At 71.2% G+C, this 23,524-nt stretch carries 15 protein-coding genes and 1 pseudogene; 6 read left to right on the top strand and 10 right to left on the bottom strand.

The window, feature by feature from the left end:
• Positions 1 to 26 precede the first annotated feature (26 nt).
• The 3 genes from ACFY16_RS13895 (at position 27) to ACFY16_RS13885 (ending at position 3,834) form a co-directional block, all read left to right on the top strand.
• Positions 27 to 1,712, top strand: coding sequence for a PHP domain-containing protein (locus ACFY16_RS13895; RefSeq protein WP_390647330.1), 1,686 nt, complete (start codon positions 27 to 29; stop codon positions 1,710 to 1,712).
• Positions 1,709 to 2,221, top strand: a complete 513-nt coding sequence (locus tag ACFY16_RS13890) for a hypothetical protein (RefSeq protein ID WP_390647329.1) — start codon at positions 1,709 to 1,711, stop codon at positions 2,219 to 2,221. Before ACFY16_RS13895 ends, ACFY16_RS13890 begins: the two co-directional genes overlap by 4 nt.
• Before the next feature lie 221 nt (positions 2,222 to 2,442).
• On the top strand, positions 2,443 to 3,834 hold the full coding sequence (locus tag ACFY16_RS13885; RefSeq protein WP_390647328.1) for an MFS transporter: 1,392 nt from the start codon (positions 2,443 to 2,445) through the stop codon (positions 3,832 to 3,834).
• Positions 3,835 to 3,951: 117 nt separating this feature from the next.
• Here ACFY16_RS13885 and ACFY16_RS13880 read toward each other — a convergent pair.
• From ACFY16_RS13880 to ACFY16_RS13840, 9 genes and pseudogenes are all read right to left on the bottom strand, one after another.
• A pseudogene (locus ACFY16_RS13880) lies at positions 3,952 to 4,363 on the bottom strand (ATP-binding cassette domain-containing protein); the annotation flags it as partial.
• Between the two features lie 135 nt (positions 4,364 to 4,498).
• The gene (locus tag ACFY16_RS13875; RefSeq protein ID WP_390647327.1) at positions 4,499 to 7,357 is read right to left on the bottom strand and encodes a glycoside hydrolase family 2 TIM barrel-domain containing protein; all 2,859 of its coding nucleotides are present in this window, start codon (positions 7,355 to 7,357) and stop codon (positions 4,499 to 4,501) included.
• Between the two features lie 27 nt (positions 7,358 to 7,384).
• Complete coding sequence (locus tag ACFY16_RS13870; RefSeq protein ID WP_390647326.1) at positions 7,385 to 8,278, bottom strand: carbohydrate ABC transporter permease; 894 nt, start codon at positions 8,276 to 8,278, stop codon at positions 7,385 to 7,387.
• Positions 8,275 to 9,240, bottom strand: a complete 966-nt coding sequence (locus ACFY16_RS13865; protein WP_390647325.1) for a carbohydrate ABC transporter permease — start codon at positions 9,238 to 9,240, stop codon at positions 8,275 to 8,277. The genes ACFY16_RS13870 and ACFY16_RS13865 overlap by 4 nt, the downstream gene beginning before the upstream one ends.
• Positions 9,241 to 9,260: 20 nt before the next feature.
• Positions 9,261 to 10,526: an ABC transporter substrate-binding protein gene (locus ACFY16_RS13860; RefSeq protein WP_390647324.1), complete on the bottom strand. Its 1,266-nt coding sequence runs from the start codon at positions 10,524 to 10,526 to the stop codon at positions 9,261 to 9,263.
• A 336-nt stretch (positions 10,527 to 10,862) separates the two neighbouring features.
• Positions 10,863 to 12,107 (bottom strand): ROK family transcriptional regulator, encoded by a 1,245-nt coding sequence (locus ACFY16_RS13855; RefSeq protein ID WP_390647323.1) that lies wholly within the window; start codon positions 12,105 to 12,107, stop codon positions 10,863 to 10,865.
• Between the two features lie 117 nt (positions 12,108 to 12,224).
• Positions 12,225 to 13,469: an FAD-binding protein gene (locus tag ACFY16_RS13850; RefSeq protein WP_390647322.1), complete on the bottom strand. Its 1,245-nt coding sequence runs from the start codon at positions 13,467 to 13,469 to the stop codon at positions 12,225 to 12,227.
• Positions 13,454 to 13,852, bottom strand: a complete 399-nt coding sequence (locus tag ACFY16_RS13845; protein ID WP_390647321.1) for a hypothetical protein — start codon at positions 13,850 to 13,852, stop codon at positions 13,454 to 13,456. The genes ACFY16_RS13850 and ACFY16_RS13845 overlap by 16 nt, the downstream gene beginning before the upstream one ends.
• Before the next feature lie 5 nt (positions 13,853 to 13,857).
• On the bottom strand, positions 13,858 to 14,397 hold the full coding sequence (locus ACFY16_RS13840) for a TetR/AcrR family transcriptional regulator (protein ID WP_390647320.1): 540 nt from the start codon (positions 14,395 to 14,397) through the stop codon (positions 13,858 to 13,860).
• A gap of 144 nt (positions 14,398 to 14,541) precedes the next feature.
• Between ACFY16_RS13840 and ACFY16_RS13835 the strand changes: the two genes are divergently transcribed.
• Together ACFY16_RS13835 and ACFY16_RS13830 are read left to right on the top strand one after the other, a co-directional pair.
• The gene (locus ACFY16_RS13835; RefSeq protein WP_390647319.1) at positions 14,542 to 15,897 is read left to right on the top strand and encodes a radical SAM protein; all 1,356 of its coding nucleotides are present in this window, start codon (positions 14,542 to 14,544) and stop codon (positions 15,895 to 15,897) included.
• A gap of 230 nt (positions 15,898 to 16,127) precedes the next feature.
• Complete coding sequence (locus tag ACFY16_RS13830) at positions 16,128 to 17,621, top strand: cellulose binding domain-containing protein (protein WP_390647318.1); 1,494 nt, start codon at positions 16,128 to 16,130, stop codon at positions 17,619 to 17,621.
• A gap of 150 nt (positions 17,622 to 17,771) precedes the next feature.
• Here ACFY16_RS13830 and ACFY16_RS13825 read toward each other — a convergent pair whose 3' ends face one another.
• Entirely contained in the window at positions 17,772 to 18,836 is a 1,065-nt protein-coding gene (locus tag ACFY16_RS13825) for a LuxR C-terminal-related transcriptional regulator (RefSeq protein WP_390647317.1), read from the bottom strand.
• A 262-nt stretch (positions 18,837 to 19,098) separates the two neighbouring features.
• Here ACFY16_RS13825 and ACFY16_RS13820 point away from each other — a divergent pair, with 262 nt between their 5' ends.
• Positions 19,099 to 23,106 carry a S8 family serine peptidase gene (locus ACFY16_RS13820; protein ID WP_390647316.1) on the top strand — a complete coding sequence of 1,336 codons (4,008 nt, stop codon included), beginning with the start codon at positions 19,099 to 19,101 and terminating at the stop codon, positions 23,104 to 23,106.
• The last annotated feature ends 418 nt before the right edge of the window (positions 23,107 to 23,524 follow it).

Genomic DNA, 23,524 nt, shown 5'->3' with positions numbered 1-23,524 from the left:
AAGGCAGCGGGATCCAGGAGGCGTTCATGGGGCACGGGCATCACCACCACGGACACGACCACGACCACGGGCATGCGCCGACCGCGCCCCTGCCCGCCGCCTTCGACACCTCCGTGCCCGACGAGGCCCTGACCCCCGAGCAGCAGTCCCGCCGTTCGCTGCTGCGCCGCGCGGGTCTGCTCGGCGCGGGTCTGGCTGCCGCGAGCGTCATGAGCCAGGCGACGCCCGCCGCGGCCACCGGAGGCCGCCGTACGAACGGCTTCCTCTGGCTGGCCGGCGACCACCACATCCACACGCAGTACAGCAGCGACGGCAAGTACCGCGTCGTCGACCAGGTCCGCCAAGGCGCCCGGCACGGCATGGACTGGCTGGTCATCACCGACCACGGCAGCACGACCCACGCCAAGATCGGGGTGGACAAGGTCAACCCGGACATCAAGGCGGCCCGGGCCGCGTACGAGGACACCCTCGTCTTCCAGGGCCTGGAGTGGAACATCCCGGGCGCCGAACACGGCACCGTCTTCGTCCACCCCGGCAACAACGAGGTCTCCGTCCTCAAGCAGTTCGAGACGGACTACGACGGCAGCGTGAAGAACGCCTCCGGCTCCTTGCCCGCCAACGAGGCCCTCGCCGTCGCCGGCCTAGCCTTCCTCGGCGAGCAGGTCCGCCGCCGCAAGGTCAAGGACGCGCTGATGCTCGCCAACCACCCGGCGCGGCGCGGTGTCGACTCCCCGCACGAGATCCGCGCCTGGCGCGACGCGACCGACGCGAGCCACCAGATCGCCGTCGGTTTCGAGGGCGCGCCCGGCCACCAGGCCGCCGGTCTGCCCGCGCCGCTGGGTATGGCCCGCGCCCGGGGCATCTACGACAACAACCCCAGCGTCGACTCCTTCGCCGGCTACCCGCTGGAGAGCTACCGCACCTGGGGCGGCTTCGACTGGATGACCGCCACCGTCGGCGGCCTGTGGGACAGCCTCCTCGCCGAGGGCAAGCCCTGGTGGATCACCGCCAACTCCGACTCCCACCAGGTGTACGCGGACACGGCGGCGCGCGGCACCAGCGGCGTCTTCGAGACCGACGGCCGGCACTCCGACCCGGTCTACAACGGCAAGATCGACATCACCCAGGGCGACTTCTGGCCCGGCCAGTACAGCCGTACGCACGTCGGCGCCGACGGCTTCTCGTACGCCGCCGTCATGGACGGCATCCGCGCCGGCCGCGTCTGGGTCGACCACGGCCAGCTGATCAGCGGCCTCGACGTCCGCGTCTCCGGCGGCGGCCGCTGGGCCACACTCGGCGGTGCCCTGCACGTCAAGAAGGGCACGCGCGTCACACTGACCGTCGACGTGGCGCTGGCCGGCGGCCCCAACTGGGCCGGGTACACGCCCAAGTTGGCCCGCGTCGACGTCATCCAGGGCGATGTGACCGGCCCGGTCTCCGACAAGGACACGTTCACCGCGCCGACGGCCAAGGTCGTGAAGTCGTACGCCATCGACAAGACGGCCGGCACGGTCCGCCTCACCTACGAACTCGGCCGCGTGGACCGCCCGTTGTACGTCCGCCTGCGCGGCAGTGACGGCAACCGGTCCGCCGTCGGCGCGATGGGTGCCGCGGTCGACCCGGCGGGCCCGGCCATCGATGTCGTCGGCGACGCCGACCCGTGGCGCGACCTGTGGTTCTACGCCAACCCGGTGTGGGTCCTGCCCTCGTGACGTCGTACGTTCTCACCGTGGACGCGGGGGTACGAGACCTGCGCGCGGCCGACCACCTGCTCCACGAGCTGGCGGCCGGACTCGTCCTCCCCGAGGGCTGGTTCGGCTGCACGCACCTGGTGCGCGGGGACCGTCCGCGGGTTGCTCTGTCTCTCGCCCTGCCGTCGGAGCCGCTCCTACGTGCCACGCAGGAGCGGCTCACGGCCCAGGGGCACCAGGTGTCGGACGGCGCCCCCGACGCGACGGGACGTGCGGTGATCTACCCAGGAGCCGAGTCGCTCACCGGCACGCTGACGATCGCGGAGCTGCTGGCCCGCTCCGCGATCGAGCGTGTGACGGTACTGGGCACCTCTGGTCAACCACCCTCTGACGTACCTCTGGTGACGAGAGATCATGTACGCCCGCAATGGCAGGGCGGCGAACTCGTGCTGACCGCCATGCCCGCCGTGGGCGGCACACTCGTCCCCTTCGAGGTCCCCGACCCGACACCGTGCTGTGCGGACCACTGAAGCCCGTCAGGCGTTCGGGTCGAGCCCGTTCGACGACCCCGTGCAGGCCGGCTTCGCCGCGTAGCTCTCGTCATACGGCGTTGCCGCCCCGTACCCGCTTCCGGAGGCGTGCGGCACGGCTGCTCCTCGTGGGGTGTGCGGTGCGAGATGCGGGTGGTTCTCTGTCGAGCGGTCGCCGGGGGACGTATGGTTGCCGGGGATTTCGAGTCACGGGGGCCCGGTTGACGTACGAGGCGCGGCGTGAGGACGGAGAGTCCGGCAGCCGTCCGCCCGACGGCACATCGGACGGCACTCCGCCACCGTCCGCGGCACGGTCCGCACCACCGCCCCCCACCGACCGACCCCTGTGGCGGCAGCGGGACTTCGGGATCTTCTGGGCCGCGCAGACCCTGTCCGTCCTCGGTGACTCCTTCGCCCTGATCGCCCTGCCCCTGCTGGTGCTCCAGGCCACGGGTTCCGTCGCGCGGATGGGGCTGCTCACGGCGGTGGGCGGGGTGGCCTCGGTGCTGGCGGCGCTGTTCTCCGGGGCGGTGGTGGACCGGGTCGACCGCCGCAGGCTGCTCATCGGCTGCGACCTCGTACGCATGGGGCTGTACGCGGTGATCCCGCTGGTGTGGCTGTACGGCCCGCGGATCTGGCTGCTGTACGCGATCCTGCCGCTGTGCGAGGCCGTCGGCATGCTCTTCGCCGTCGGCTACGTCACCGTCGTCCGGAGCCTGGTCGGCACCTCGCAGCTGACGGAGGCCAACGGACGGCTGAACGCGACCGCCGCCGCGGCCGGTGTGCTCGGGCCGCTGTGCGCGGGGCTGGTGGCCGCCTGGACCGGTCCGGCGGCCGCCGTCGGCGTGGACGCGGCCAGCTTCGGGGTCTCGGCCGCCTGCATGGTCTTCGTGCGGTTCCGAGGGCGGGCCGGGGCGGAAGCGGACGGGTCGGTGGGGCGGGCCGGGGCCGGAGCGGACGGGTCGGTGGAGCGGGCCGGGGCCCGAGCGGACCGGTCGACCGAGCGGACCGGGCTGTGGCGGGACCTGCGCGCCGGGGTGTCCTTCCTGTACCGGCACCCGGTGCTCCGCACCCTGACCGCCCTCCTCTTCGTCTTCAGCTTCCTCACCCTCGGCCTGACCGACCTGGTCATCTACCACCTCAAGCACGACCTTCGGCACGACGACGGCACGGTCGGCAGCGTCATGGCCGCCGGTGCGCTCGGCACGATCGCCGGCTCCCTGCTGGTGGCCCGGGTCCGCCGCCGGTTCGGCTTCGGAGCGACCTGGACCGGCGCGGTCGCGGTGTGCGGGCTCGCGTTCGCCGGGCTGGGCTGGGCGCGGGACGTGCCGGTCGTCGCGGTCCTGAGCGCGGTCTTCCTGGCGTGTGTGGCCGTGGCGGGCACCAGCTCCATGTCCCTGCGCCAGGAGGTGACCCCGGAACAGCTGCTGGGCCGGGTCACCTCCGCCTTCTGGACCCTTCAGTACGCGGCGGCCCCGGTCGGCGCGGTCGTCCTCACCTGGGCGGCGGAACGGCGGGGCACGGCGCCGGTCGGCCTCGTCGCCGGCGCGTGCTCCGTCCTGGTCGCGGTCGCCGCGCTGTTCACACCGATCCGCGGATCGGGCAGACGCTGACCGGGGCCCTCACTCACCCGCAGCGACCTGCCCCGCGCAGTGCGGCCGGCGCCGCCCAGACGGCGCCGGGCTCTTACCGGTCGAACACCCGCGGGACGAATCCGCCCCCGGCGGCGAACTGGTCAGCAGGACCGTACGGCCGCGTTCCTCGACCTGGTGGCGCAGGAACTCCCGCACCTGTTCCTTGACCACCACGTCCATGCCGATGGTGGGCTCGTCGAGGAAGACGACCTGCGGGTCGTGCAGCAGGGCGGCGGCCAGGTCGCAGCGCACGCGCTGGCCGAGGGAGAGAGGAGGTGGGCGTGAGGATGCCGGTGAGCATCTTGATGGTGGTGGACTTGCCCGCGCCGTTCGGGCCGAGCAGGGCGAGGAGTTCGCCCGGGGCCACGTCGAAGGTGATGTCGGAGACCGCGTGCTTGGCGACCCGCTCCGGATTGACGAGGGAGCGCAGCATGCCGGTGAAGCCGGGACGGCGGACGGTGGTGTGGAAGGTGCGGGAGAGGCCGCGGACTTCGATGCTGCCGGTCACTCGGTCGATCTCCTTGTCGTATACGTGAACAGCGGCCGGCCGGCTGGGAAGCCGACCGACCGCGGACGACATCACGACCCTGCCGGAATGTCGATCAGTGGGTCAATCGATTAATCGACCATGGATCGTGATCGGTCAGTCCGTCCTCGAGAAGACGAAGGAGAACTCCGTCGGCACGGCCCGCAGGAAGTACTGCGGAAGCGGGCCCGGGCCGCAGGACTGGGAGCCGATGCCCTGCTGGCCGTGGTCGAGGTTGACCCACACCGTGTCGCCGGCCGTGAGGTCGGTCAGGTGCGCGGCCACGTCCAGCTGCTCGTTCGTCCAGCGGCGGGCGGAGAACCAGAACTCCGGTTCGCCCTCGATGCGCAGGCCGCCGATCTCGACCCAGCGGACGTCGGCCCGGGCGCCGTTCTCCTGGGGGCGGACGTACGGCGTCTGCAGCCCGTCCACGGAGGACTCCCAACGGCCGAGCAGCGACGCCGACTTGGTGTCCGGGTAGGCCTCGCCGGGCCCGCCGCCGTACCAGCGCACGCGGTCCGCCGGGCCCGGCAGGCCGAGGCGGACGCCGAGCCGGGGCAGCGGCAGCGTCCACGTGCCCTCGGGAGTCACCGACACGGTCAGCCGCAGCCGGTCCCCGTCCGAGGTCCAGCGGTACACCGTGCTCAGGCCCACCTCCCGGGCGGCCGGCGCCACCCGGGTCCGGACCGTCAGCGCGTCGTCGTCCAACTCGACGGCGTCCAGGCGATGGTGCATCCGGTGCAAGCCGAGCTGCCGCCACAGCGCGCCGTAGCGGGTGTCGGACTGCCAGTCGGCGCCGTCGTCGTTGTCGGTGGTCGCCCGCCACACGTCGAGGCGCGGCCCGCTGACCTGCACCCCGCCGATCGACGTCGGCGCGCCGGTACGGGCGTCGAAGACGGCCGGGCCGAGGGTGATCTGCCGCTCGGCGAGCAGGGGCTGTTCCGTCCGGGCCACGGACACCGCCGGGCGGGCCGCGACGGGGAACTGACCCCAGCCGACCACATGGCCCTTCGGCGCCCACGCGGTGTCCGTCGCCAGCAGCGCCCGAACCGTCCACAGTGTCTCCGCGTGCCCCGCGCTGTCGGGCGGCTCTGGCAGCTTCACGTCGACCGACTCGCCGGCCGCCAGCGCCGGTACGGACAGCGTGCCCGCCTCGACGGTCTCGCCGTCCACCTGGTAGGCCCACTCGAAGGCGAGGGCGGACAGGTCGGCGAAGTCGTGCTTGTTGGTCACGCGGACGGTGCCGTTCGAGCCGCCCTCGATGCGGACCGGCTCGATCACCTTCTTGTACTCGAGGAGTCCGGGGGAGGGCTCGCGGTCGGGGAAGAGCAGCCCGTCGCAGACGAAGTTGCCGTCGTGCAGCTCCTCGCCGAAGTCGCCGCCGTAGGCGTAGCCCAGCTCCGGGTGCTTGATCCCGTGGTCGATCCACTCCCAGACGAATCCGCCCTGGAGCCGGTCGTGGGCCTCGAAGAGCCGCTGGTAGTCGGCGAGTCCACCGGGCCCGTTGCCCATCGCGTGCCCGTACTCGCAGTGGATGAAGGGGAGTTCGCGGCGCTTGTGGGTGCCGCCGTCCAGACCCAGGCCGATGCTCTCGACCTCGGCGTGGAAGGCGTACATCCGCGAGTACATGTCCGTGTCACGGCAGTCGATGTCGCCCTCGTAGTGGACGAGCCGCGAGGCGTCCCGGCCGTGGATCCACTCGGCCATCGCCGTCAGACCGCGGCCGGTGCCGGCCTCGTTGCCGAGGGACCAGATGACCACGGACGGGTGGTTCTTGTCCCGCTCGACCATGCGGGCCGCACGGTCCAGCAGCGCCGGGGTCCAGCGGTCGTCGTCGACCGGGTTGTCCCGCCAGCCCTGTTCGGTGAAACCGTGGGTCTCCAGGTCGCACTCGTCGATGACCCACAGGCCGTACTCGTCGCACAGGTCGAGGAAGGCCGGGTGCGGCGGGTAGTGCGAGGTGCGGACGGCGTTGATGTTGTGCCGCTTCATCAGCAGCACGTCCGCGCGCATGGTCTCGAGGTCGAGGGCGCGGCCCCGCTCCGGGTGCCACTCGTGGCGGTTGACGCCCTTGAAGAGGATCGGCTTCCCGTTGACCTTGATCAGGCCGTCCGCGAGCTCCACGGTCCGGAAACCGATCCGCAGGGGCACCCGCTCGCCCTCGACGGCCAGGACGCCGTCGTACAGCCGGGGCGTCTCCGCCGTCCACGCCTCCACCGCGACCGTCACCGACTCGCCGGTGGCGACATCGATGTCCAGGGCGGGCACGGACACCCGGCCGTCGACGTCGGAGTCGACGCGCAGGGTGCCCTCGCCCGTGACGTGGTCGTAGGAGGCGTGCACGAAGAAGTCCAGGGCGCTGCCCGCGGGGCGGTGCAGCAGGGTGACGTCACGGAAGATGCCCGGCAGCCACCACTGGTCCTGGTCCTCCAGGTACGAGCCCGCCGACCACTGGTGGACGCGGACCGCGAGCACGTTCCCGGCGGGCTTCAGCAGATGCCCGACCGCGAACTCGTGCGGCAGCCGCGAGCCCTTGAACTCGCCGATGTCCGTGCCGTTCAGCCAGACGCGGGCGCAGGACTCCACCCCGTCGAACCGCAGCACCGCGCCACCGTCCGACGGCCACTCGTCGGGCAGGTCGAAGAAGCGCAGGTGGTCACCGGTCGGGTTCTCCGTCGGGACGTGCGGCGGGTCGACCGGGAAGGGGTAGAGGTGGTTGGTGTAGATGGGCGAACCGTGTCCCTGGAGCACCCAGTGCCCCGGGACCGTGACCTCCGCCCAGTCCCCGGCGTCGTACCCCTCCGCGGCGAAGGAGTCGTCCCGCGCGTCCGCGGTCGGCGACAGCCGGAAGCGCCAACTGCCGTTGAGGGAGAGGGACGTGGCATCCGAGGACGCGTACCAGGCGCGGGGCGGCAGGGCCCCGCTGCCCGGTGAGACGTCCTCGACGTAGTCGATGGCGGAGGTGCGGAAAGACATCGGTCTCCAGATCCTGAGAAGAAGGCGTCAGCCCTTGATGCCGGTCTGCGCGATCCCCTGCACCAGCCAGCGCTGGAGGAAGAGGAACACGAACAGCAGGGGCAGGATGGAAATGGCGGTCGCCATGAAGATCAGGTGGTAGTTGACGGTCTGGTTGGTCATGTACGACGACAGCGCGACCTGGACCGTCCAGGCGCTGGGGTCCTGGCCGATGACCAGCGGCCAGAGGAAGGAGTTCCAGCCGTTGATGAAGGTGATCGTGGCGATCGCCGCGAAGAAGTTCAGCGAGTTGGGCACGACGACACGCCAGTACGCGCCCCAGTAGCCGAGCCCGTCCACGCGTGCCGCCTCCTCCAGCTCCTTCGGGAATCCGAGGAAGTACTGCCGGAACAGGAAGCAGGTGAAACCACTGAACAGGCCCGGGATGATGAGACCGCGGTAGCTGTCCACCCAGCCGAGGGACGAGACCAGCACGAAGCTCGGGACGAAGGTGACGGCGGTCGGCACCATCAGGGTGAAGAGGACGGCGTAGAAGATCTTGTTGGCGTGCCGGTACGGGATGCGGGCGAGGCCGTAGCCGGCGAGCGAGCACACCAACAGGGTGCCGACTGTATGCAGTACACCGACGATCAGCGAGTTCACCATCGACTGGCCGAAGTCGACCGTCGTGTCGTGGAACGGCTCGGTGATGTTGCTCCACTGGATGTCCGTCGGGAAGAACTTCCAGTTCTCGCCGGTGATGTCGGAGTCCGTGGAGAGGGCGTTGCGGATCAGCAGGTAGAACGGGATCAGGAAGAGGAGGGCGGCGACGCCGGTGGCGATGTACAGCCCGGTGGAGCTCATGACACCGCCGCGCCTGGTGTGCGGCGGTCGGGCCGTCGGCGTGGCGCCCTTGGACACCTCGGGTGCGGTCGTGCTCACTTGGACTCCTCCCCCCTTCCGAAGCCCATGATCTTGCCCTGGAACAGGGTCACGACGCAGATCAGCAGGGTCAGCATGACCGCGCCCGCGCTGCCCGCGCCGTAGTCCTGGTTCTGACCGAGGGCCATGTAGTACAGCTCGACCAGGGGCGGGCGGCCCCAGGTGGTCTTCGACAGGAGGTTGAAGAACTCGTCGAAGGCCTGGTACGCGGCCACGAGCAGCAGCAGGATCACGGCCGTCGAGGTCGCGCGCAGCTGCGGCAGCGTGATGTGCCGGAAGGTCTGCCAGCCCGGCTTGGCGCCGTCGATCGCGGCGGCCTCGTACAGCTCCCGCGGGATGTTCTGCAGCGCGGCCAGGAACAGGATCATGTAGAAGCCGGACTGCAGCCACAGCCGAGCGGTGACGATGACCAGCCAGTACCACGGCGGGTCGGGGTTGGCGAGCCAGGCGATGTTCTCCACGCCGAACCAGCCGAGGACCGTGTTCGCCAGACCGAAGCGGACGCCGTTGAAGATGGACATCTTCCAGATCAGCGAGGCCGCGACATAGCTGCACGCGGTCGGCAGGAAGAACACCGAGCGGAAGAACGCCCGCATGAAGCGCATCCGGTTCACCAGCATCGCCAGGCCCAGCGAGAGCGCCCAGGTGGTGGGCACGATGAACGCGGCGAAGACGGTGAAGGTGAGGAGCGCGCCGGTGAAGTTGCCGTTGTCCAGCATCTGCCGGTAGTTGTCGAACCCGGTGAACTTGTCGGGCGTGACGGTGAAGCGCGCCTCGAAGAAGCTGAGCCAGATGCTCCAGCCGATCGGAACGTAGACGAAGATCGCCAGGCCGAGCAGGAAGGGGCCGGTGAAGAGCCAGAAGTTGAAGGTGGGGCTGCCCCGCAGCCCCCGCCGCGGCCGGGCCTTGGAGGCCTTGGCCGGGGCGGGGCCCGCGAGGTCGAGCTCGGTGGTGGTCGACATGTCGTGGTCCGTCCGCCGGCCTATCCGAAGAGCTTCTTGAGCTCTGCGTTGACGGTCTTCTCGGCCTTGTCGAGGGCGGCCTTCGGGTCACCGCCCTTACGGACGCTGTCGGCGAAGACGTTCTCCGTGGCGGTGATCATCGCCTGGGTCCAGCCGATGTTGTCGAAGTGCCCGTACTCACCGAAGAGCTTGACGCCCTCGGCGGGCAGGCCCGACTTGAGCTTGGTGGCGGACTCGGCGATCGAGGTGCGCGGCGGGATGTGGAAGCCGTACGAGAGAGCCCAGTCCTCCTGGTACTTCTTCTGCTCGATCCACAGCCACTTGACGTACTCCTTGGCCGCGTCGACGTTCTCGCCCTTGGCGTTGACGAACATCGACCAGCCGCCGTTGTACACCGAGGGCTTGCCGGCGTCGTTGACCTTCGGGAAGGCGAACACGCCGAGGTCGTCGCCGAGGGCCTTCTGCATGGCCGGCATGGCCCACATGCCGCAGAACTGGATGGCGCACAGGCCCTGGTTGATCGCGGACGGGTCCCAGTAGTCGGCCGGGGCGTCGAGGAGCAGGTTGCCGCTGGTGAACAGCTTGCGCATCTTCGTCAGGCCCTCGGCGACGCCGTCCGTGTTGAAGGCCGGCTCGTTCTTGTCGTTGAGGGTGTCGGCACCGGCCGACCAGATCATCGGGTTGATGACCGAGTGCAGGTCGTTGCCGAGGAAGGCGCCCTTGACCTTGCTGGTGGTGAGCTTGGCGGCGGCCTCGATCAGCTCGTCGAGGGTCTGCGGCACCGCGACGTTCGCCTTCTCCAGCATCGACTTGCGGTAGAAGAAGAACTGCGGGTCGTCGATCATGCGGACGCCGTATATCTTGCCGTCGACCGTGTGCGAGGCGATGTCGGCCTGGTTGAAGTCGTCCTTGACCGGGTCGATGATGTCGGTCAGGTCCGCCACCTGGCCGCTCTTGACGAGCTGGATCTGCGGGTGGAACTCGAACAGGTCCGGCGCGTTCTTGGTGAGCAGGGTCGCGAAGAGCTTGCTCTCGAAGTCGGAGCCGGTGATCCACTGCGTGGTCACGTTGGCCTCGGTGTACGCCTTCGCGTACTTCTTGATGGCCTGCTCGGTGCCGGCCTCGCCGTAGGCGTGGAAGAACTGGACCAGGTTCTTGCCCGAACCCGACCCGCCACCACGGCCGTTGTTGCTGCCGCACGCGGCGAGCGTGCCTGCCGCGGCCATGCCCGCGGCGGCCCGGAAGAGTGATCGGCGGGACCAGTTGCTGTTGCTCATTGCCGACATGGTGACGTCCTTGTCTCGAATGCGGCCGCGGCTCGACGGCTTCAGCCCTGCGTGGGTCAAAAGGCGTTGCGCTGCGGGACGTTAACCTTCGGCTAAGGCTTCGGCAAGGGGTTGGACGAAGCCTGTTCGAAGCGTTGCGTTCGGTTCGGAATCACGAACAAGGCCCTGGTGTGCAGGGGTTTGAGGGCCGCCGGGTCAGGGGTTCCGGCGACCCTCGGTTCCAGGGGTGGCTACCGCCTGGCCCAGGCCTGGTCGGTGCCTGCGTCGCAGGTGAAGAGGCTCACCTTGCCGCAGTCGGTGGTGGCACTTCACCGACACCGGGCCCCCCTTCCGTCGTCATGAAGACGGTGCGGTACGGCTCCTTGCGGGGGTGGAGCGCTTGCCGGTCCTCTGCCCCACGGACTGGAGGGCGCCTTCGAGCGCGAAGGTCGCGGCGCCCAGGCACACCGGGTCGGTGGGGATGGGGGACAGGACGATCTCGGTGGCGGCCAGCGGCCGCCGCAGCGCGTGCCGGGCGACGGCCTCGCGTACTTCGTGGACCAGCGGTTCGCCGAGCCTGGAGGCGACCCAGCTGCTCAGCACGACCACTTCGGGGTTGAGGAGATTGACGAGGTCGGCGACAGCCGCACCGAGGTAACGGGCGGTGTCCCGGACCACCTTGACCGCCACCGGGTCGCCGGCGCCCACGCCCCGGGCCAGCGCGTCGATGGTGGCCGTCTGGTCCTCCGGGTGCAGCAGTGAGCTGCGCGGGCTCAACTCCCGCAGGTTCAGCATGATCCCGGGCGCGCCGACGTACGTCTCCACGCAGCCGTGATTGCCGCAGTGGCACAGCCGCCCGTCCAGCACGAGCGTGGTGTGACCCCATTCGCCGGCGCTGTTGCTCACGCCCCGGTGCAGTCCGCCGCCCAGGACCAGCCCGGCGCCCACCCCGGTCCCGAGGTTGACCACCACGGCGTCCCCGTGCCCGCGCGCGGCCCCGAACCACAGCTCGGCGACCGCGCAGGCGCGCAGCGGATTGTCCAGGTACAGGGGATACGCGATGTGTTCGGAGAGCAGATCCAGCAACGGCACGTCGTGCCAGTCCCAGTTGGGCGCGTACTCCGCGATCCCGGTGTCGCGGTCCACCTGCCCCGGCACGCTCACCCCGACGCCGAGGACGCGGGCCGCTTCGACGCCGGCCTGCGCGACCACCGAGCCGACGGCGGCCGCGACATGGCTGACCACCTGCTCCGGGAGGCTCTCGCCGGGGCGCATGTCCTCCTCCGCGCGGGCCAGGACGTTCAGCGCGAGGTCGAACAGCTCGACATGGACGTACGTCTCCGCGATGTCGACGCCGATCAGCGCGCCCCCGGAGGTGTTGACGGCCACCAGGCCCCGGGGGCGTCCGCCCGCCGAGTCCTCGAAGCCGACCTCCGTGATCATGCGCAGGTCGAGCAGCTCGCCGACGAGCGTGGCGACCGTGGCGAGACTGAGGCCGGTGGCGGCCGCCAACTCCTGCCGGGAGGTGGGCGACGCGGCGATGATCTGGCGCAGCACCTCGTAGCGGTTGGCGGTACGGATGTCACGTGATGTGCGCTTCACCGGAGCCCCCTCGCATCCCTTCCGGTCCGGGCCGGGGCCACGTCGGCACCGGCGCGGCGTCAGGCTATGGGGGCACGGGGACTTTCGACAAGGGGTAAGGAAAGGGGGTTTATAAAGTCAGTCGCCCAGGACGTCCCGCACGAACACGTTGGTGAACTTTCCGGCCGGATCCAGCTCCCGCACCAGCGCCCGGAAGTCACCGAGCCGCGGGTAACGCCCCCTCAGCACGTCCGCCGGCACGGCGAAGACCTTGCCCCAGTGCGGCCGCGGCTCGAAGGCGTCCAGCGCCTCCTCCACCCGCCGCACCACCGGCAGCACGACGTCCGTGTCCTCGACCCAGGTGAAGTGCAGGGCCACGGTGTCCCGCCCGTACGCGGGGCTCAGCCACTGCTCGTCGGCGGCCACGGTGCGCACCTCGCAGGTCTGGAGCACGGGCGCGACGACCGCCCGGATCGCGTCGAGCGCGTGCAGCGCGTCGAGGGCGCGGGCCCGCGGAAGCAGGTACTCCGACTGGAGCTCGGCACCGCTGCTGGGCGTGAACTCCGCCCGGAAGTGCGGCAGCCGCTCGTGCCACGGCCCCGGCACACCGAACTGCTCCGTGCAGTTGACCGCGGGCATCCCCGGCACCGGGTGCAGCGCCTCGGTGGCGGGCGCGGCCCACGGGAAGTCCGCGAGCGGCTGGTCGCTGCGCCGCTTGAGCCAGACCTGCCGGAAACCGGGCTCGCGCCAGTCGGTGAACAGGCTCACGCTGTACGCGGCCGAGGCCACCGTCTCGAAGTCCAGCCCGGCGAGGGGCAGTTCGGTGAAGAGATGCTGCTCGACCTCGAAGGCCGGCTCCAGGTCGAGGACGAGCGCGGTGACGACTCCGAGGGCGCCGAGCGAGGTGACGGCCCCGCCGAACCGCTCGTCCCCGCGCCCGATGACGAGCGTCGACCCGTCGGCGGTGACGATCTCCACCTCCCGTACGGCCGCCGCGAGCGGCCCGTTGCCGACCCCCGACCCGTGCGTACCGGTCGCCACCGACCCGGCCACGGAGATGTGCGGAAGGGAGGCCATGTTGGGCAGCGCGAGTCCGTGCCCGTGCACCTGCCGCGCGAGCTCCGCGTACCGGACGCCGCCTCCGACCCGTACGGTACGGGCGGCCGTGTCGACGTCGACCTCGGCGGGCAGGGCGTCGAGCGAGAGCAGCACCCCCTCGCCCCCCGGGGTGACGATCTCGTTGAACGAGTGCCCACTGCCCAGCACCCGGACCCGGGCGCTCGCGGCGACGATCGAGCACACCGCGGCCGACGAACTCGGGCGGTGCACCTCCTTGGCGGCGTACGTGATGTTGCCCGCCCAATTGCTCACGGTCTCGGCCATGCGGTCGTCCCTCCCGAGGAGAACGAGATCCAGGAATCCTCGAAGGAACCTACCCCTCCGCCTCGGGCGGCCGAGGAGGTGGTGCCCCGCCGCGCCGTGCCCCAGGGATCGGCCCGCCACAGTCGCGCGTGGACGAGCCCGACGGCGAGGACGCCCGCGGCTGCCGCCGTGTACGCCGGCAGGGGATGGGACGCCGTGTCGGCGAAGTGCCGGCACACGGCCGCGACGAGGAGCATCGTCCAGCCGCTGACGACATGGGTGAGCGCGGACGGGCGGAACGGCCCCGGGCTCGTGCGCTCGCCGGTGCTTCCGGCGACGTAGCAGGGAAGCCCGTTGCCCGCCCGGAAACCGGCGGCGAACCCGAGCAGTACGGTGCCGAGCATGTCTCTCAGCTCCCACTCCGGACAGGTGTGCCGAGGCCGCCGACGACCAGTTCGACCAGGCGGCGCAGGCGGTGGCGCAGCTCCTCCGGGGTGCCCTCGGACTGGCCGATGCCGGCGGTCGAGGCGAGCAGGAGGGCGGCGGTGTCGCTGGGGTCGGGGGTGTCGGCGAGGAGGTCCGCAAGGGCCGCGACGAGACCCGACTCGAGGGGGGTCACCCCCATCGCGGCCGCCTCCGCGACCAGCTCCTGCCGGTAGCGCGCCCCGGCGACCCCGATCGCCGCCTCCAGCTTCAGGGACAGCACCCCGTACAGCCGGTCGGCGCTCGTGCCCTCGGCGTCCCGTGCCAGCCGCGCCGCCTCGGTCATATGGTCGGCGACCCGGGCGGCGACGGCCGTGAAGACGTCCCGCTTGTTGCGGAAGTGCTGGTACAGCGCGGGACGTGAGACCCCGGCGGCCTGTGCCACGAGGTCCATCGACGTCCGGCGGAAGCCATGACGGCCGAACACCTCGACGGCGGCCGTGACGATGTCGTCCCGCTTGCTCATGCTGACAATCCTGACGAGAAGTGTCAGGGTCGTCAATGGGCGGTTTGTGCGTGGTGCACGCCACGCGGGGGGACCCGGCACCGACCACGCGGCACCGGGGGCATACCGTGAGGAGTCGTACGTCTGAGCTGGGAGGAGAGACGGATGGGCAGCCGTACCGCGCTGGTCGAGGATCTGATGGAGCGCTTCCCGCATGTCCCGCGGGAAGCGGTCTTCAAGGAGGACCTGCTTCGGGGCGGCGTGGCGTTCGACCCGTCGGCCCTCAGCGACAACGAGAAGGGCGAGGTCAAGCCGAAGTCCTACTTCATCTTCTCCTTCGACCACGGCACCCTGCCCGAGCTGGGCGAGGCCGCGCTCCGGCGCCCGCCGGAGGAGATCATCCTCACCGGCGGGCCGTACGACCTGCGGCGGACCGTCGTCTCCGTGCGCGTGAACCCGGCCTCGCCCTACCGCGTCGCGGCGGACGAGGAGGGGCTGCTCGGGCTCTACCTCGACGGCGCGCGCATCGCCGACGTCGGCGTGCCGCCCATGCCCGAGTACTACCGGCACACCCTTTCGAACGGGAAGTCCGTGATGGAGGTGGCGCCCACCATCCAGTGGGGCTACCTGATCTACCTCACCGTCTTCCGGGTCTGCCAGTACTTCGGCGCCAAGGAGGAGTGCCAGTACTGCGACATCAACCACAACTGGCGCCAGCACAAGGCCGCCGGGCGGCCGTACACGGGCGTCAAGGACGTGGAGGAGGTCCTGGAGGCGCTCGAGATCATCGACCGCTACGACACCCAGAAGGCGTCCACCGCCTACACCCTCACCGGCGGCGCGATCACCAAGACGGTCGCAGGCCGGGACGAGGCCGACTTCTACGGCCACTACGCCAAGGCCATCGAGGAGCGCTTCCCGGGCCGGTGGATCGGCAAGGTCGTGGCGCAGGCGCTGCCCAAGGCCGACGTGCAGCGGTTCAAGGACTACGGCGTGCAGATCTACCACCCCAACTACGAGGTGTGGGACCGCCGGCTGTTCGAGCTGTACTGCCCGGGCAAGGAGCGCTACGTCGGCCGCGACGAGTGGCACAAGCGGATCCTGGACTCCGCGGAGATCTTCGGCGCGCGCAACGTGATCCCCAACTTCGTGGCCGGTGTGGAGATGGCCGAGCCCTTCGGTTTCACCACCGTCGACGAGGCCATCGCATCCACCACCGAAGGCCTGCGGTTCTTCATGTCGCACGGCATCACGCCCCGCTTCACCACCTGGTGCCCGGAGCCCACGACCCCGCTCGGCAAGGCCAACCCGCAGGGCGCGCCGCTGGAGTACCACATCCGGCTCCTCGAGGCCTACCGCGCCACGATGGACGACTTCGGCCTGTCGTCGCCTCCCGGATACGGCCCGCCCGGCCCCGGCAACGCCGTCTTCTCCGTCAGCTCCTTCATGGACAGCCTCCCCGCCGAGGAGACCGCCAAGCAGGGCGCCGGGGGAACCGCGGAGGAGACCACGACGGTGTGACGCGTGGTGCGCGCGGTGAGTACAAGTGCGGTCGCAATCCGTACAGTGGGGCGGAGTTGAGGTTCCCCCCGCGTATGCCGGCCGGCCGCGCGACCGCCACGTCATGACATTTGAACAGGGCGCTTGTCAGTTGTGTGCGAAGCGTGAAAGGCTCGGGTTCTGCCGCGAGGTTCCCCCCAACTCCATTGCCAGTATGGTGAGTTGACCTCGCTTGTGGATGCAGGAGACTCATGCCCGACCTGCCGACCCCCAGAGACGCCGCCGAGGCCGCGCTGTTCTCGGAGTGCTGGGACGCGGTCCTTTCCTACGCCGACCTCTGCACGGCCGGTTCCACCGCCGCCCAGCAGCTGGCCAGGGAGGCGTTCGCACTCGGCGTACGCGAGACCCGCGAGGCCGAGACCGGGATGCGGCGCGGCGCCGGCCGCCGTCCCTCCGGGCTGCCCCGGATCCCGCTGCTGCTGACCGCCGTACGCACCACGGCGGCCGCCTGGGAGGCCGGCGGCCAGGGGCACAAGCTCGACCCCGATCTGCGCCTGTGGCTCAACTCGGGCAAGGCCGCCCGCTACACCGGACCGCCGCTGCGCCGCCCCATCGCCCTGCGCGGTCTGCGCGACATGCAGGAGCCGGACGCGGCGCTGCTGTGGCTCGCGGAAGTGGAGGCGCTGCCGGTGCGGGCGGTGGCCCGCAGGCTCGGCCTCGACCCGGCCGCCGCCACCGAGGAACTCAACCAGGTGCGGGGCCTGTTCCGCGACCGCTGCCACCGTAACCACCTGGACACGCCGCTCGACGCGGAGTGCCGCAGCTACGTCCGGCTGCTGGACGCGGTCACCCGCTCGCCCGCGGCCGACACCCCTGGCGACCTCTCCCGGCACCTCGCCACCTGCGTGGAGTGTGCCGAGGCCGCCGCGTGTCTGCGGCTGCACGGGGGCGGGCTGCCCGCCGCCCTCGCCGTTGGGGTGATCGGCTGGGGCGGCCTCGCCTACCTGGAGCGCCGCCGCCGGGCCGTCGAGGTGCGCCTCGGCGCGCCCCGCCCCGAAGACAAGGACGCGGAGAACGAGGAGGTGAAGGCCGGCGCCCACAAGGCGCGCGTCGTGCGCAACGGACTCCTCGTCGCCGCCGTCCTGGTCTCGATGCTCGCGCTCGCCGTGTCGATGATGCCCTTCGGCGGCACCGGCGACGACACCGCCGCCGCCGGCGACGACCGTCAGCCGGTCGCCGACCCCCGTCCCTCCGTGCCGTCCATCGACGCCACCGGGTCCGCGTCGGCCTCCCCCGACTCCCCGATGCCCTCCGCCGGCGGTACGTCGGCCACGCCCCCGCACGACGATCCCGATCCCGACCCGGAGCCCCAGGGCACCTCCTCGTCCACCGCAGCCGGCGACACGCCCGGCCCCGGGGAGAGCGGGGCGGCTGCCTGCCACGTCCAGTACGACCTCGTCAACGAGTGGCCCGACGGCTTCCAGGCCACGGTCACCGTCACCACCGTGCAGACCCTCGACAACTGGCGGGTCGCCTGGTCCTTCCGGGACGGCCAGAAGGTCGGCCAGATGTGGGACGCGACCGTCGCCCAGAACGGCTCCCGCGTCACCGCCACCGCCGCCGACTACAACAAGTCGGTCCCCGCGAACAGCTCTCTCGCCTTCGGGTTCCTCGCCTCGTGGCAGGACAAGAACTCGGCGCCGTACGACTTCACGCTCAACGGGAGGGACTGCACGCAGTCCTGAGCCGTCCCGAGCCGTGACCATGGGCGGACGAGTCCGCCCCGTCAGATCGAGTGGAGCAGGGCGAGTGTCTGCTCGAGCTCGTCCCGCAGCGCACGTCCGGCCACCCCGGCGTCTGCCTTCGAGGCGCGCGGACAACCGAGCCCGCAGGCCTCAGTCGCCTGCCCCGTGCTCCGGCCCCAGCCACCCCCGCCCCGCCGCCCGCAGCGCGATCTGGAAGCGGGTCTTCGCGCCCAGCGCATTGCCCGCGTCGGTGACGTGCTTCTGCACGGTGCGGCGGCTCACCTTCAGCACCCGGGCGATGGAGTCGTCCTTCAGGCCGGTGGCCATCAGCCGGAGGATCTCACGGGTCCGCTCGTCGACCCGGGGCACGTCCGGGCCGCCCGGACCCTCCGAACCATCCGCGCCGCCGAGGCCGTTCGCCCCGCCCGGCACCGGCCAGTCGTCCCGGCTCTCCAACGACACCGGCGTAGCCCCCGCCCACAAGCTCTCGAACAGCGCCGCCAGCGCCTCCACCAGCGCGGGGGAGTGGACCACCAGCGACCCCGCCTCCGGCCGGTCGCCGCGCACCGGCAGCAGCGCCGCCGTCCGGTCGAAGACCACCAGCTTCACCGGCAGCCACGAGGCCAGGCGCAGTTCCCCGCCCCGCGCCGTACCACGCAGCGCCGTCTCCAGCGAGACCGCGTCGGTGAACCCGTCCGTCTCGTACACCGAACGCAGCTGCACCCCCACCTCCACGCCCAGGTCGCCCGAGGACACCTCGGTGCCCGTCACATACGGCGGCTTCGCCAGGTGCAGCACCTCCACCGAACTCTGCTTCAGGAGCTGGGTGTAGCGCGCGGACACCTCCTCCTCGTGCTCCAGCACCTCCATCAGGTGCGCGGCCCGAGGGCCCGACATCGCCTCGTACGCCTCCTGGAGCCGGTCCAAGGTCCCTTCGGCCGCGGCCAGTTCGGCCCGGCGGCGGGCCAGCGTCGCGCCGAGCGACGCGCGCGGCGGACTCGCGGCCCAGCGCACCGGCCGCCCGTCGAGGCGTATCACGAGCAGGGCGCCCTCCAGCCGCCGCAGCGCCTCCTCGGCCTCGCGCGGCGAGATCCCGGCGGCCTCCGCGACCGTGGCCGCGTCCGCCGACGGCACGCCCACCAGGTGCTCGAGCACCCGCCCGCTGGTCGCGTCCAGACCGGCTGCCGCCCATGGGCTGTTCGAGATGACGTTCATACGGCCTGAACACTCCTGTGCGCGGGGCCGGGGCGAGCCCGGTCCGAACCGATGCTGAAGCTCAACGGGCTCCGGTGGTAAGTCCGCTGGGACGACTCAGCACATGTGGGCAATTGCGCGAACGCGCGCGCCGACGGTCTTGTTCCGGCCCACGCGTCCCGCGAGATTGATCACGCCACCCGCACGCCCCGCCAGTCCCGAAGACGTGGCTGGACTTCCCCCTCTTCTTCCTCCCACCAGGGACCTCCCCGAAGGGCGTCGCATGTCACCACGCCATCTCAGAGCGCCGGTCGCGGTGCTCACGGCCCTGATCATCGCTGTCACGGCGGCCCCCGCCGCCCACCCGGCCGAGTCCGCCCGGCCCGGCTCGCAGGCAGCCGCCACCTCCGCCTCCTCCTCCGCGGCCCACAGCATCACCCTCGCCGACGGCTCGATCGTCCGCTGGAGCGACGACGGCACCGGCACACTCACCGCCAAGGACGGCACCACCCGCCCCTTCCCCGTGCCCGGCGGCACCGGCAGCAGCGGGCTCGGCGAGCAGCTCACTCCGTCCGCCGGGCTGTTGCAACGAAGAGCCGACGCGGCGAAGTCGACGCCGTATCAGGTCAGCTCGGGCGTCGGTTCGGCCTCCTCCGCCGTCCGCCCCCAGACCATGAACACCGGCGCCGTCGAGCTGCCCGAGCAGGTCCGGTCCGCCATCGACGACCTCGCCCCTCCGACGGCGGCCGGCGCACGCTCCGCGGCGCCCAAAACCGCGCCCGAAGCCGCGCCCGGCGCTGCCCCCGCCGATCACGACATCGCCGACGCGCCCACCAACGCGGGCCTGACCACGTCCTTCCAGTCGTACCTCAACGCCGGCGGAGTCAACGCCGTAGGCGCCTTCCAGGACACCGCGACCTACCTCAACGCCCTCCCCGGCGCCGGGCAGATCGTCACCAACGTCTCCCTCGGCGACCTCACCGACCAGTCCATGGCCGACGCGGGCGACGCGTACGTCCAGCAGTACGGGCCCACCACGGTCGTCAAGGACGGCCGGCGCTACCTCGATTACCCCTCCCTGCCGCTGATCCCCACCTACACCAGCGACAACGAGGGCCACCTCGACCCGGCCGGAAGCATCGAGGGGCAGGACCCCAACCTCGGCGAGGTCCTCCTCGACTTCTCGATGATGGCCCCGCTGCCGCACGACCGGCAGCGCCCGGAGGCGACCGGCAGCGGCGCCACCGACCTGCTCGGCATCGCCCCCGGCGCCGACTACCGCCTCGTCATCCCCGAGGAGCCGTCCACCACGGGCATCGCCGCCGCGCTGCGCGCCGCCGCCGCCCAGAAACCCCGGCCCGACGTGATCACCGCGAGCCTGGGCTTCGGTACCGACGGCTCCATCGGCTTCCCGTCGCGCTGGCTGGAGGACGACCCGGAGATACGCGAGAGCCTGCGCGAGATCGTGGACTCGGGCATCGTCGTGGTCGTCTCCTCCAACGACGGCACCCGGCTCGGCCTGCCCGTCTCCGTCGGACCCGACGGGGGCAGCACCCCCACCGAGCGCACCACCAGCGCCAAGTCCGAGACCGGCATCGACGACGTCGCAGCCACCACCGTCCCCTCGAAGGTCCGCGACACGGGCGTGATAGCCGCCGGTGGCAGCACCACCGACGACACCCTGACCTCCGGCGACGTCCGCACCTCGGCCTACCCCACCACCCGCTACAACGGCACGGCCGGCTACTCCTCCGGCTTCGGCAGCCGTATCGACCTCGCCGCCCCCGGCGACAACCTGCCCTCGCTCATCCACATCCCCGGCGGCACCGGCGTCGTCCTCAGCGGCGGCACCTCCGCCTCCGCCCCGATGATCGCCGCCGCTGCCGCGAACGTCCTGTCGGCCGCCGAGGGCACCGGGCAGAAGCTCACCCCGCGCCAGGTCCGCGACCTGCTCATCGACACCGGGCGCCCGCTCGCCCAGCCCCCGCAGACCGACCAGGAACTGACCATGGGTCCGCAGCTCGACGTCACCGCCGCCGTCGAGAAGGTCCTGGCCGAGAAGCACGACATCACCCCCGCCGCGGCCCGGCTCTCGGTCGCGGAACGGCAGTTGATGTCCGTCACCCCCACCACCAACTTCGTGGAGGCCACCGACCCGGACGCCATCGACCTGGGCGGACCGCGCGACGACGACGGCAACGGCATCGGCCAGAACGCCGTCTCCCCGATCACCCTCGGCCTCGACCTCACCGGCGCCCGCGAGGGCCTCACCTACCGGCTGCGCGTCGACGGCGGCAAGACCATCCCCGCCACCGGCCCCAGCCTGCGCCTCCTGCCCCGCGAACTGTTCGCCGCCGCCGGGCTGCCGCTCACCTCGAGCGAGTCCCGCAGCATCGAGGTCACCTTCGAGGCACTCGACCACGGCCGCGTCGTCGCCTCGGCGGGCCGGGCGCTGACCTTCGGCGCCACCGACGGCACCTACCTCCAGCCTCAGGCGCCCACCGCGCCCGGCAGGACCCCGCTCGGCAAGTCCGTGACCGTCCACTACGACCTGACCGGCCTGCGCGACACCACCGAACCCGAACTGGTGCTCTCCTCCGTGGGCCACTGGACGCCGTTCACCACCGCCGACAAGTGGCGCGCCACCTGGAGGACCCCGCTCACCGCGACCAAGGGCACGGTGACCATCCCCGCCACCGCCTTCGAACCGGGCGGCGCGGGCCTCTACGGCGTCGGCATCACCCTGCACGGCGGACAGGTCTACGGCGACTTCCGCGCCCTGACCGTGGGAGCCGGCGCGGACCAGCGCCCCGAGGCGCCCCTGATCGGCCACGGCACCGCCACCGCGCACTCGGCTCAACTCACCTACAAGGACCGTACGTTGACGGTGTCCTGGGACACCCGCGCGGTGCGGGGCGCGGACGGCGCCGCCATCGAGTTCCTCACCCCCGGGCCCACCCTGTACGGCGCCCTCAACACCACCACCAACCAGAACGGCAGTGGACGCGACGACAACGGCGTCGACCACGCCTCCACCCTGTTCCGGGCGCTGCCGTCCGCCAAGGGCCGTACCAGCCTGGATCTGAAGGCGCTCGGCCTGCCCACCGGCCTCCAGTACCCCGTACGGATCATCGCCACCCGGGACGGCAAGCCCGTGGGCCAGGCCTCCCCGACCTCCTTCCTGGAGTACCTCGACGGCGACCTCGTCTCCGGCGTCCTGGAGAACTTCGAGGTCACCGGCGACACGGCGCTGCTCGCCACCGACACCTTCTCCGAGGACAGCGAGCTCACCGGCGGCAGCGTCACCGGATACTCGCTGGCCGACGGCGGCCTCGGCTCCGCCGTCTCCACCGACACCGGCTCAGGGATGATGCGGATGGTGGTCGGCGCCGACCCCACGACCGGCAACACCCTCATCGCACACAGGCCGTACGCGGGAGGCGTCCTTCCGGCGATCGACCTGCGTGACACGGAGACCGGTGCCGAGGTCAGGACCACCACGCTGGACCCGGAGGCAGGCACCAAGTCCGTCTACTACCAGGGCGGCGCCGTCGACCCCGACCGGCACCGTGCCGTGATCGTCACATACAACGCGGTCTCCGGCATCGATCAGCTGTGGACCGTCGACATGAAGAGCGGCGAGGTCTCCGAGCCCCTGCCCGTCAACCAGTCGAGCCCCGGCCGCGCCTTCAGCAATGTGTCGGTCGACGCGTCCACCGGCACCTTCTTCGTCGCCACCACCGGCACCCAGGGCCCCTGCCTCAACGCTCGCGTCCCCTATGCCGCCGTCAGCTTCGACCCCGAGGCCCGCACGGTCTCCCCGATGGGCGCCATGCCGCAGTGCACCGCGGGTCTGCTGCCCGACGGCAAGGGCGACAAGGTCTACGTAGCCGCCGGCCCCGCCACGCCCGACTACAACAGCGGCTCCTTCCCGACCGGCACCTGGCGCGCCGCCGACCAGCACACCCTGGCCACCGGCACCGCTGCCGACCTCGGCACCCGCGGCGTGGTCTGGCCCGCGCTCGACACGCGCAACGACGTGGCCGTCGTCGCTCATCTCTACGAGGAGACCACCACCGGCGACAACAACGCCCTGAGCGAGATCACCGTCGTCGAACCCGCCACCGGAAAGGTCCTCGCCCGGCACCCCCTCGCCAACCTCGTCAACACCATGGGAGGCCTCACCAACTTCGAGTCGACCTCCCGCCGAGGGCTCCACCTCGACCCCGAGACCCGCACGGTGTACCTCGTCAATCCGTGGGCGAACGGGTTGCAGCGGCTGAGGTACTGACAGCACATCACCGCAACAAGCACGGACGGCGCCGCACCCCTTGTGGGGGTGCGGCGCCGCCTTGTCGGAACCGGTGGTGATCTCGTTGCGTAATTCGATGGCGTCGTGATCCGGATACCTCTAGGGTCGGTTGCGATGGAGCGGCGACCCGGGGTTGCCGCGGGTGACTTGTTTTGGTTGGGAGGTGTGACCGATGGCTGTCGTTGAGATGGGTGCTGCCCGCATCCGGAAGTTCATCAAGTCCACCTCTGTGGTCTCCGGCTGATCTCTCCACTTCTCCCGCGCCTGTGAGCGCGGTGCCGGGGCCACCCTTGTGAAGGGTCACCCCTTGTCTTCCTCTTCTCTTCTGGGTTCGTCCTCGTCTTTCCCGCGCCCTCTCGTGCCGTACGGGTGGGACGCGGACCGGGAGGCCGAGTTC

Source organism: Streptomyces sp. NPDC001315, from assembly GCF_042896175.1.
Classification (GTDB): Bacteria; Actinomycetota; Actinomycetes; order Streptomycetales; family Streptomycetaceae; genus Streptomyces.
The sequence above is the reverse complement of the archived record's forward strand: the minus strand, read 5'-3'. Positions and strand labels throughout refer to the sequence as shown.

Bases quoted from the DNA above. Each gene is read 5' to 3' on its own strand.
- ACFY16_RS13895 (WP_390647330.1), top strand. From the start codon at position 27: ATGGGGCACGGGCATCACCACCACGGACACGACCACGACCACGGGCAT.
- ACFY16_RS13865 (WP_390647325.1), bottom strand. From the start codon at position 9,240: ATGTCGACCACCACCGAGCTCGACCTCGCGGGCCCCGCCCCGGCCAAG.
- ACFY16_RS13840 (WP_390647320.1), bottom strand. From the start codon at position 14,397: ATGAGCAAGCGGGACGACATCGTCACGGCCGCCGTCGAGGTGTTCGGC.
- ACFY16_RS13845 (WP_390647321.1), bottom strand. From the start codon at position 13,852: ATGCTCGGCACCGTACTGCTCGGGTTCGCCGCCGGTTTCCGGGCGGGC.
- ACFY16_RS13820 (WP_390647316.1), top strand. From the start codon at position 19,099: ATGTCACCACGCCATCTCAGAGCGCCGGTCGCGGTGCTCACGGCCCTG.
- ACFY16_RS13825 (WP_390647317.1), bottom strand. From the start codon at position 18,836: ATGAACGTCATCTCGAACAGCCCATGGGCGGCAGCCGGTCTGGACGCG.
- ACFY16_RS13830 (WP_390647318.1), top strand. From the start codon at position 16,128: ATGCCCGACCTGCCGACCCCCAGAGACGCCGCCGAGGCCGCGCTGTTC.
- ACFY16_RS13860 (WP_390647324.1), bottom strand. From the start codon at position 10,526: ATGTCGGCAATGAGCAACAGCAACTGGTCCCGCCGATCACTCTTCCGG.
- ACFY16_RS13835 (WP_390647319.1), top strand. From the start codon at position 14,542: ATGGGCAGCCGTACCGCGCTGGTCGAGGATCTGATGGAGCGCTTCCCG.
- ACFY16_RS13875 (WP_390647327.1), bottom strand. From the start codon at position 7,357: ATGTCTTTCCGCACCTCCGCCATCGACTACGTCGAGGACGTCTCACCG.
- ACFY16_RS13850 (WP_390647322.1), bottom strand. From the start codon at position 13,469: ATGGCCGAGACCGTGAGCAATTGGGCGGGCAACATCACGTACGCCGCC.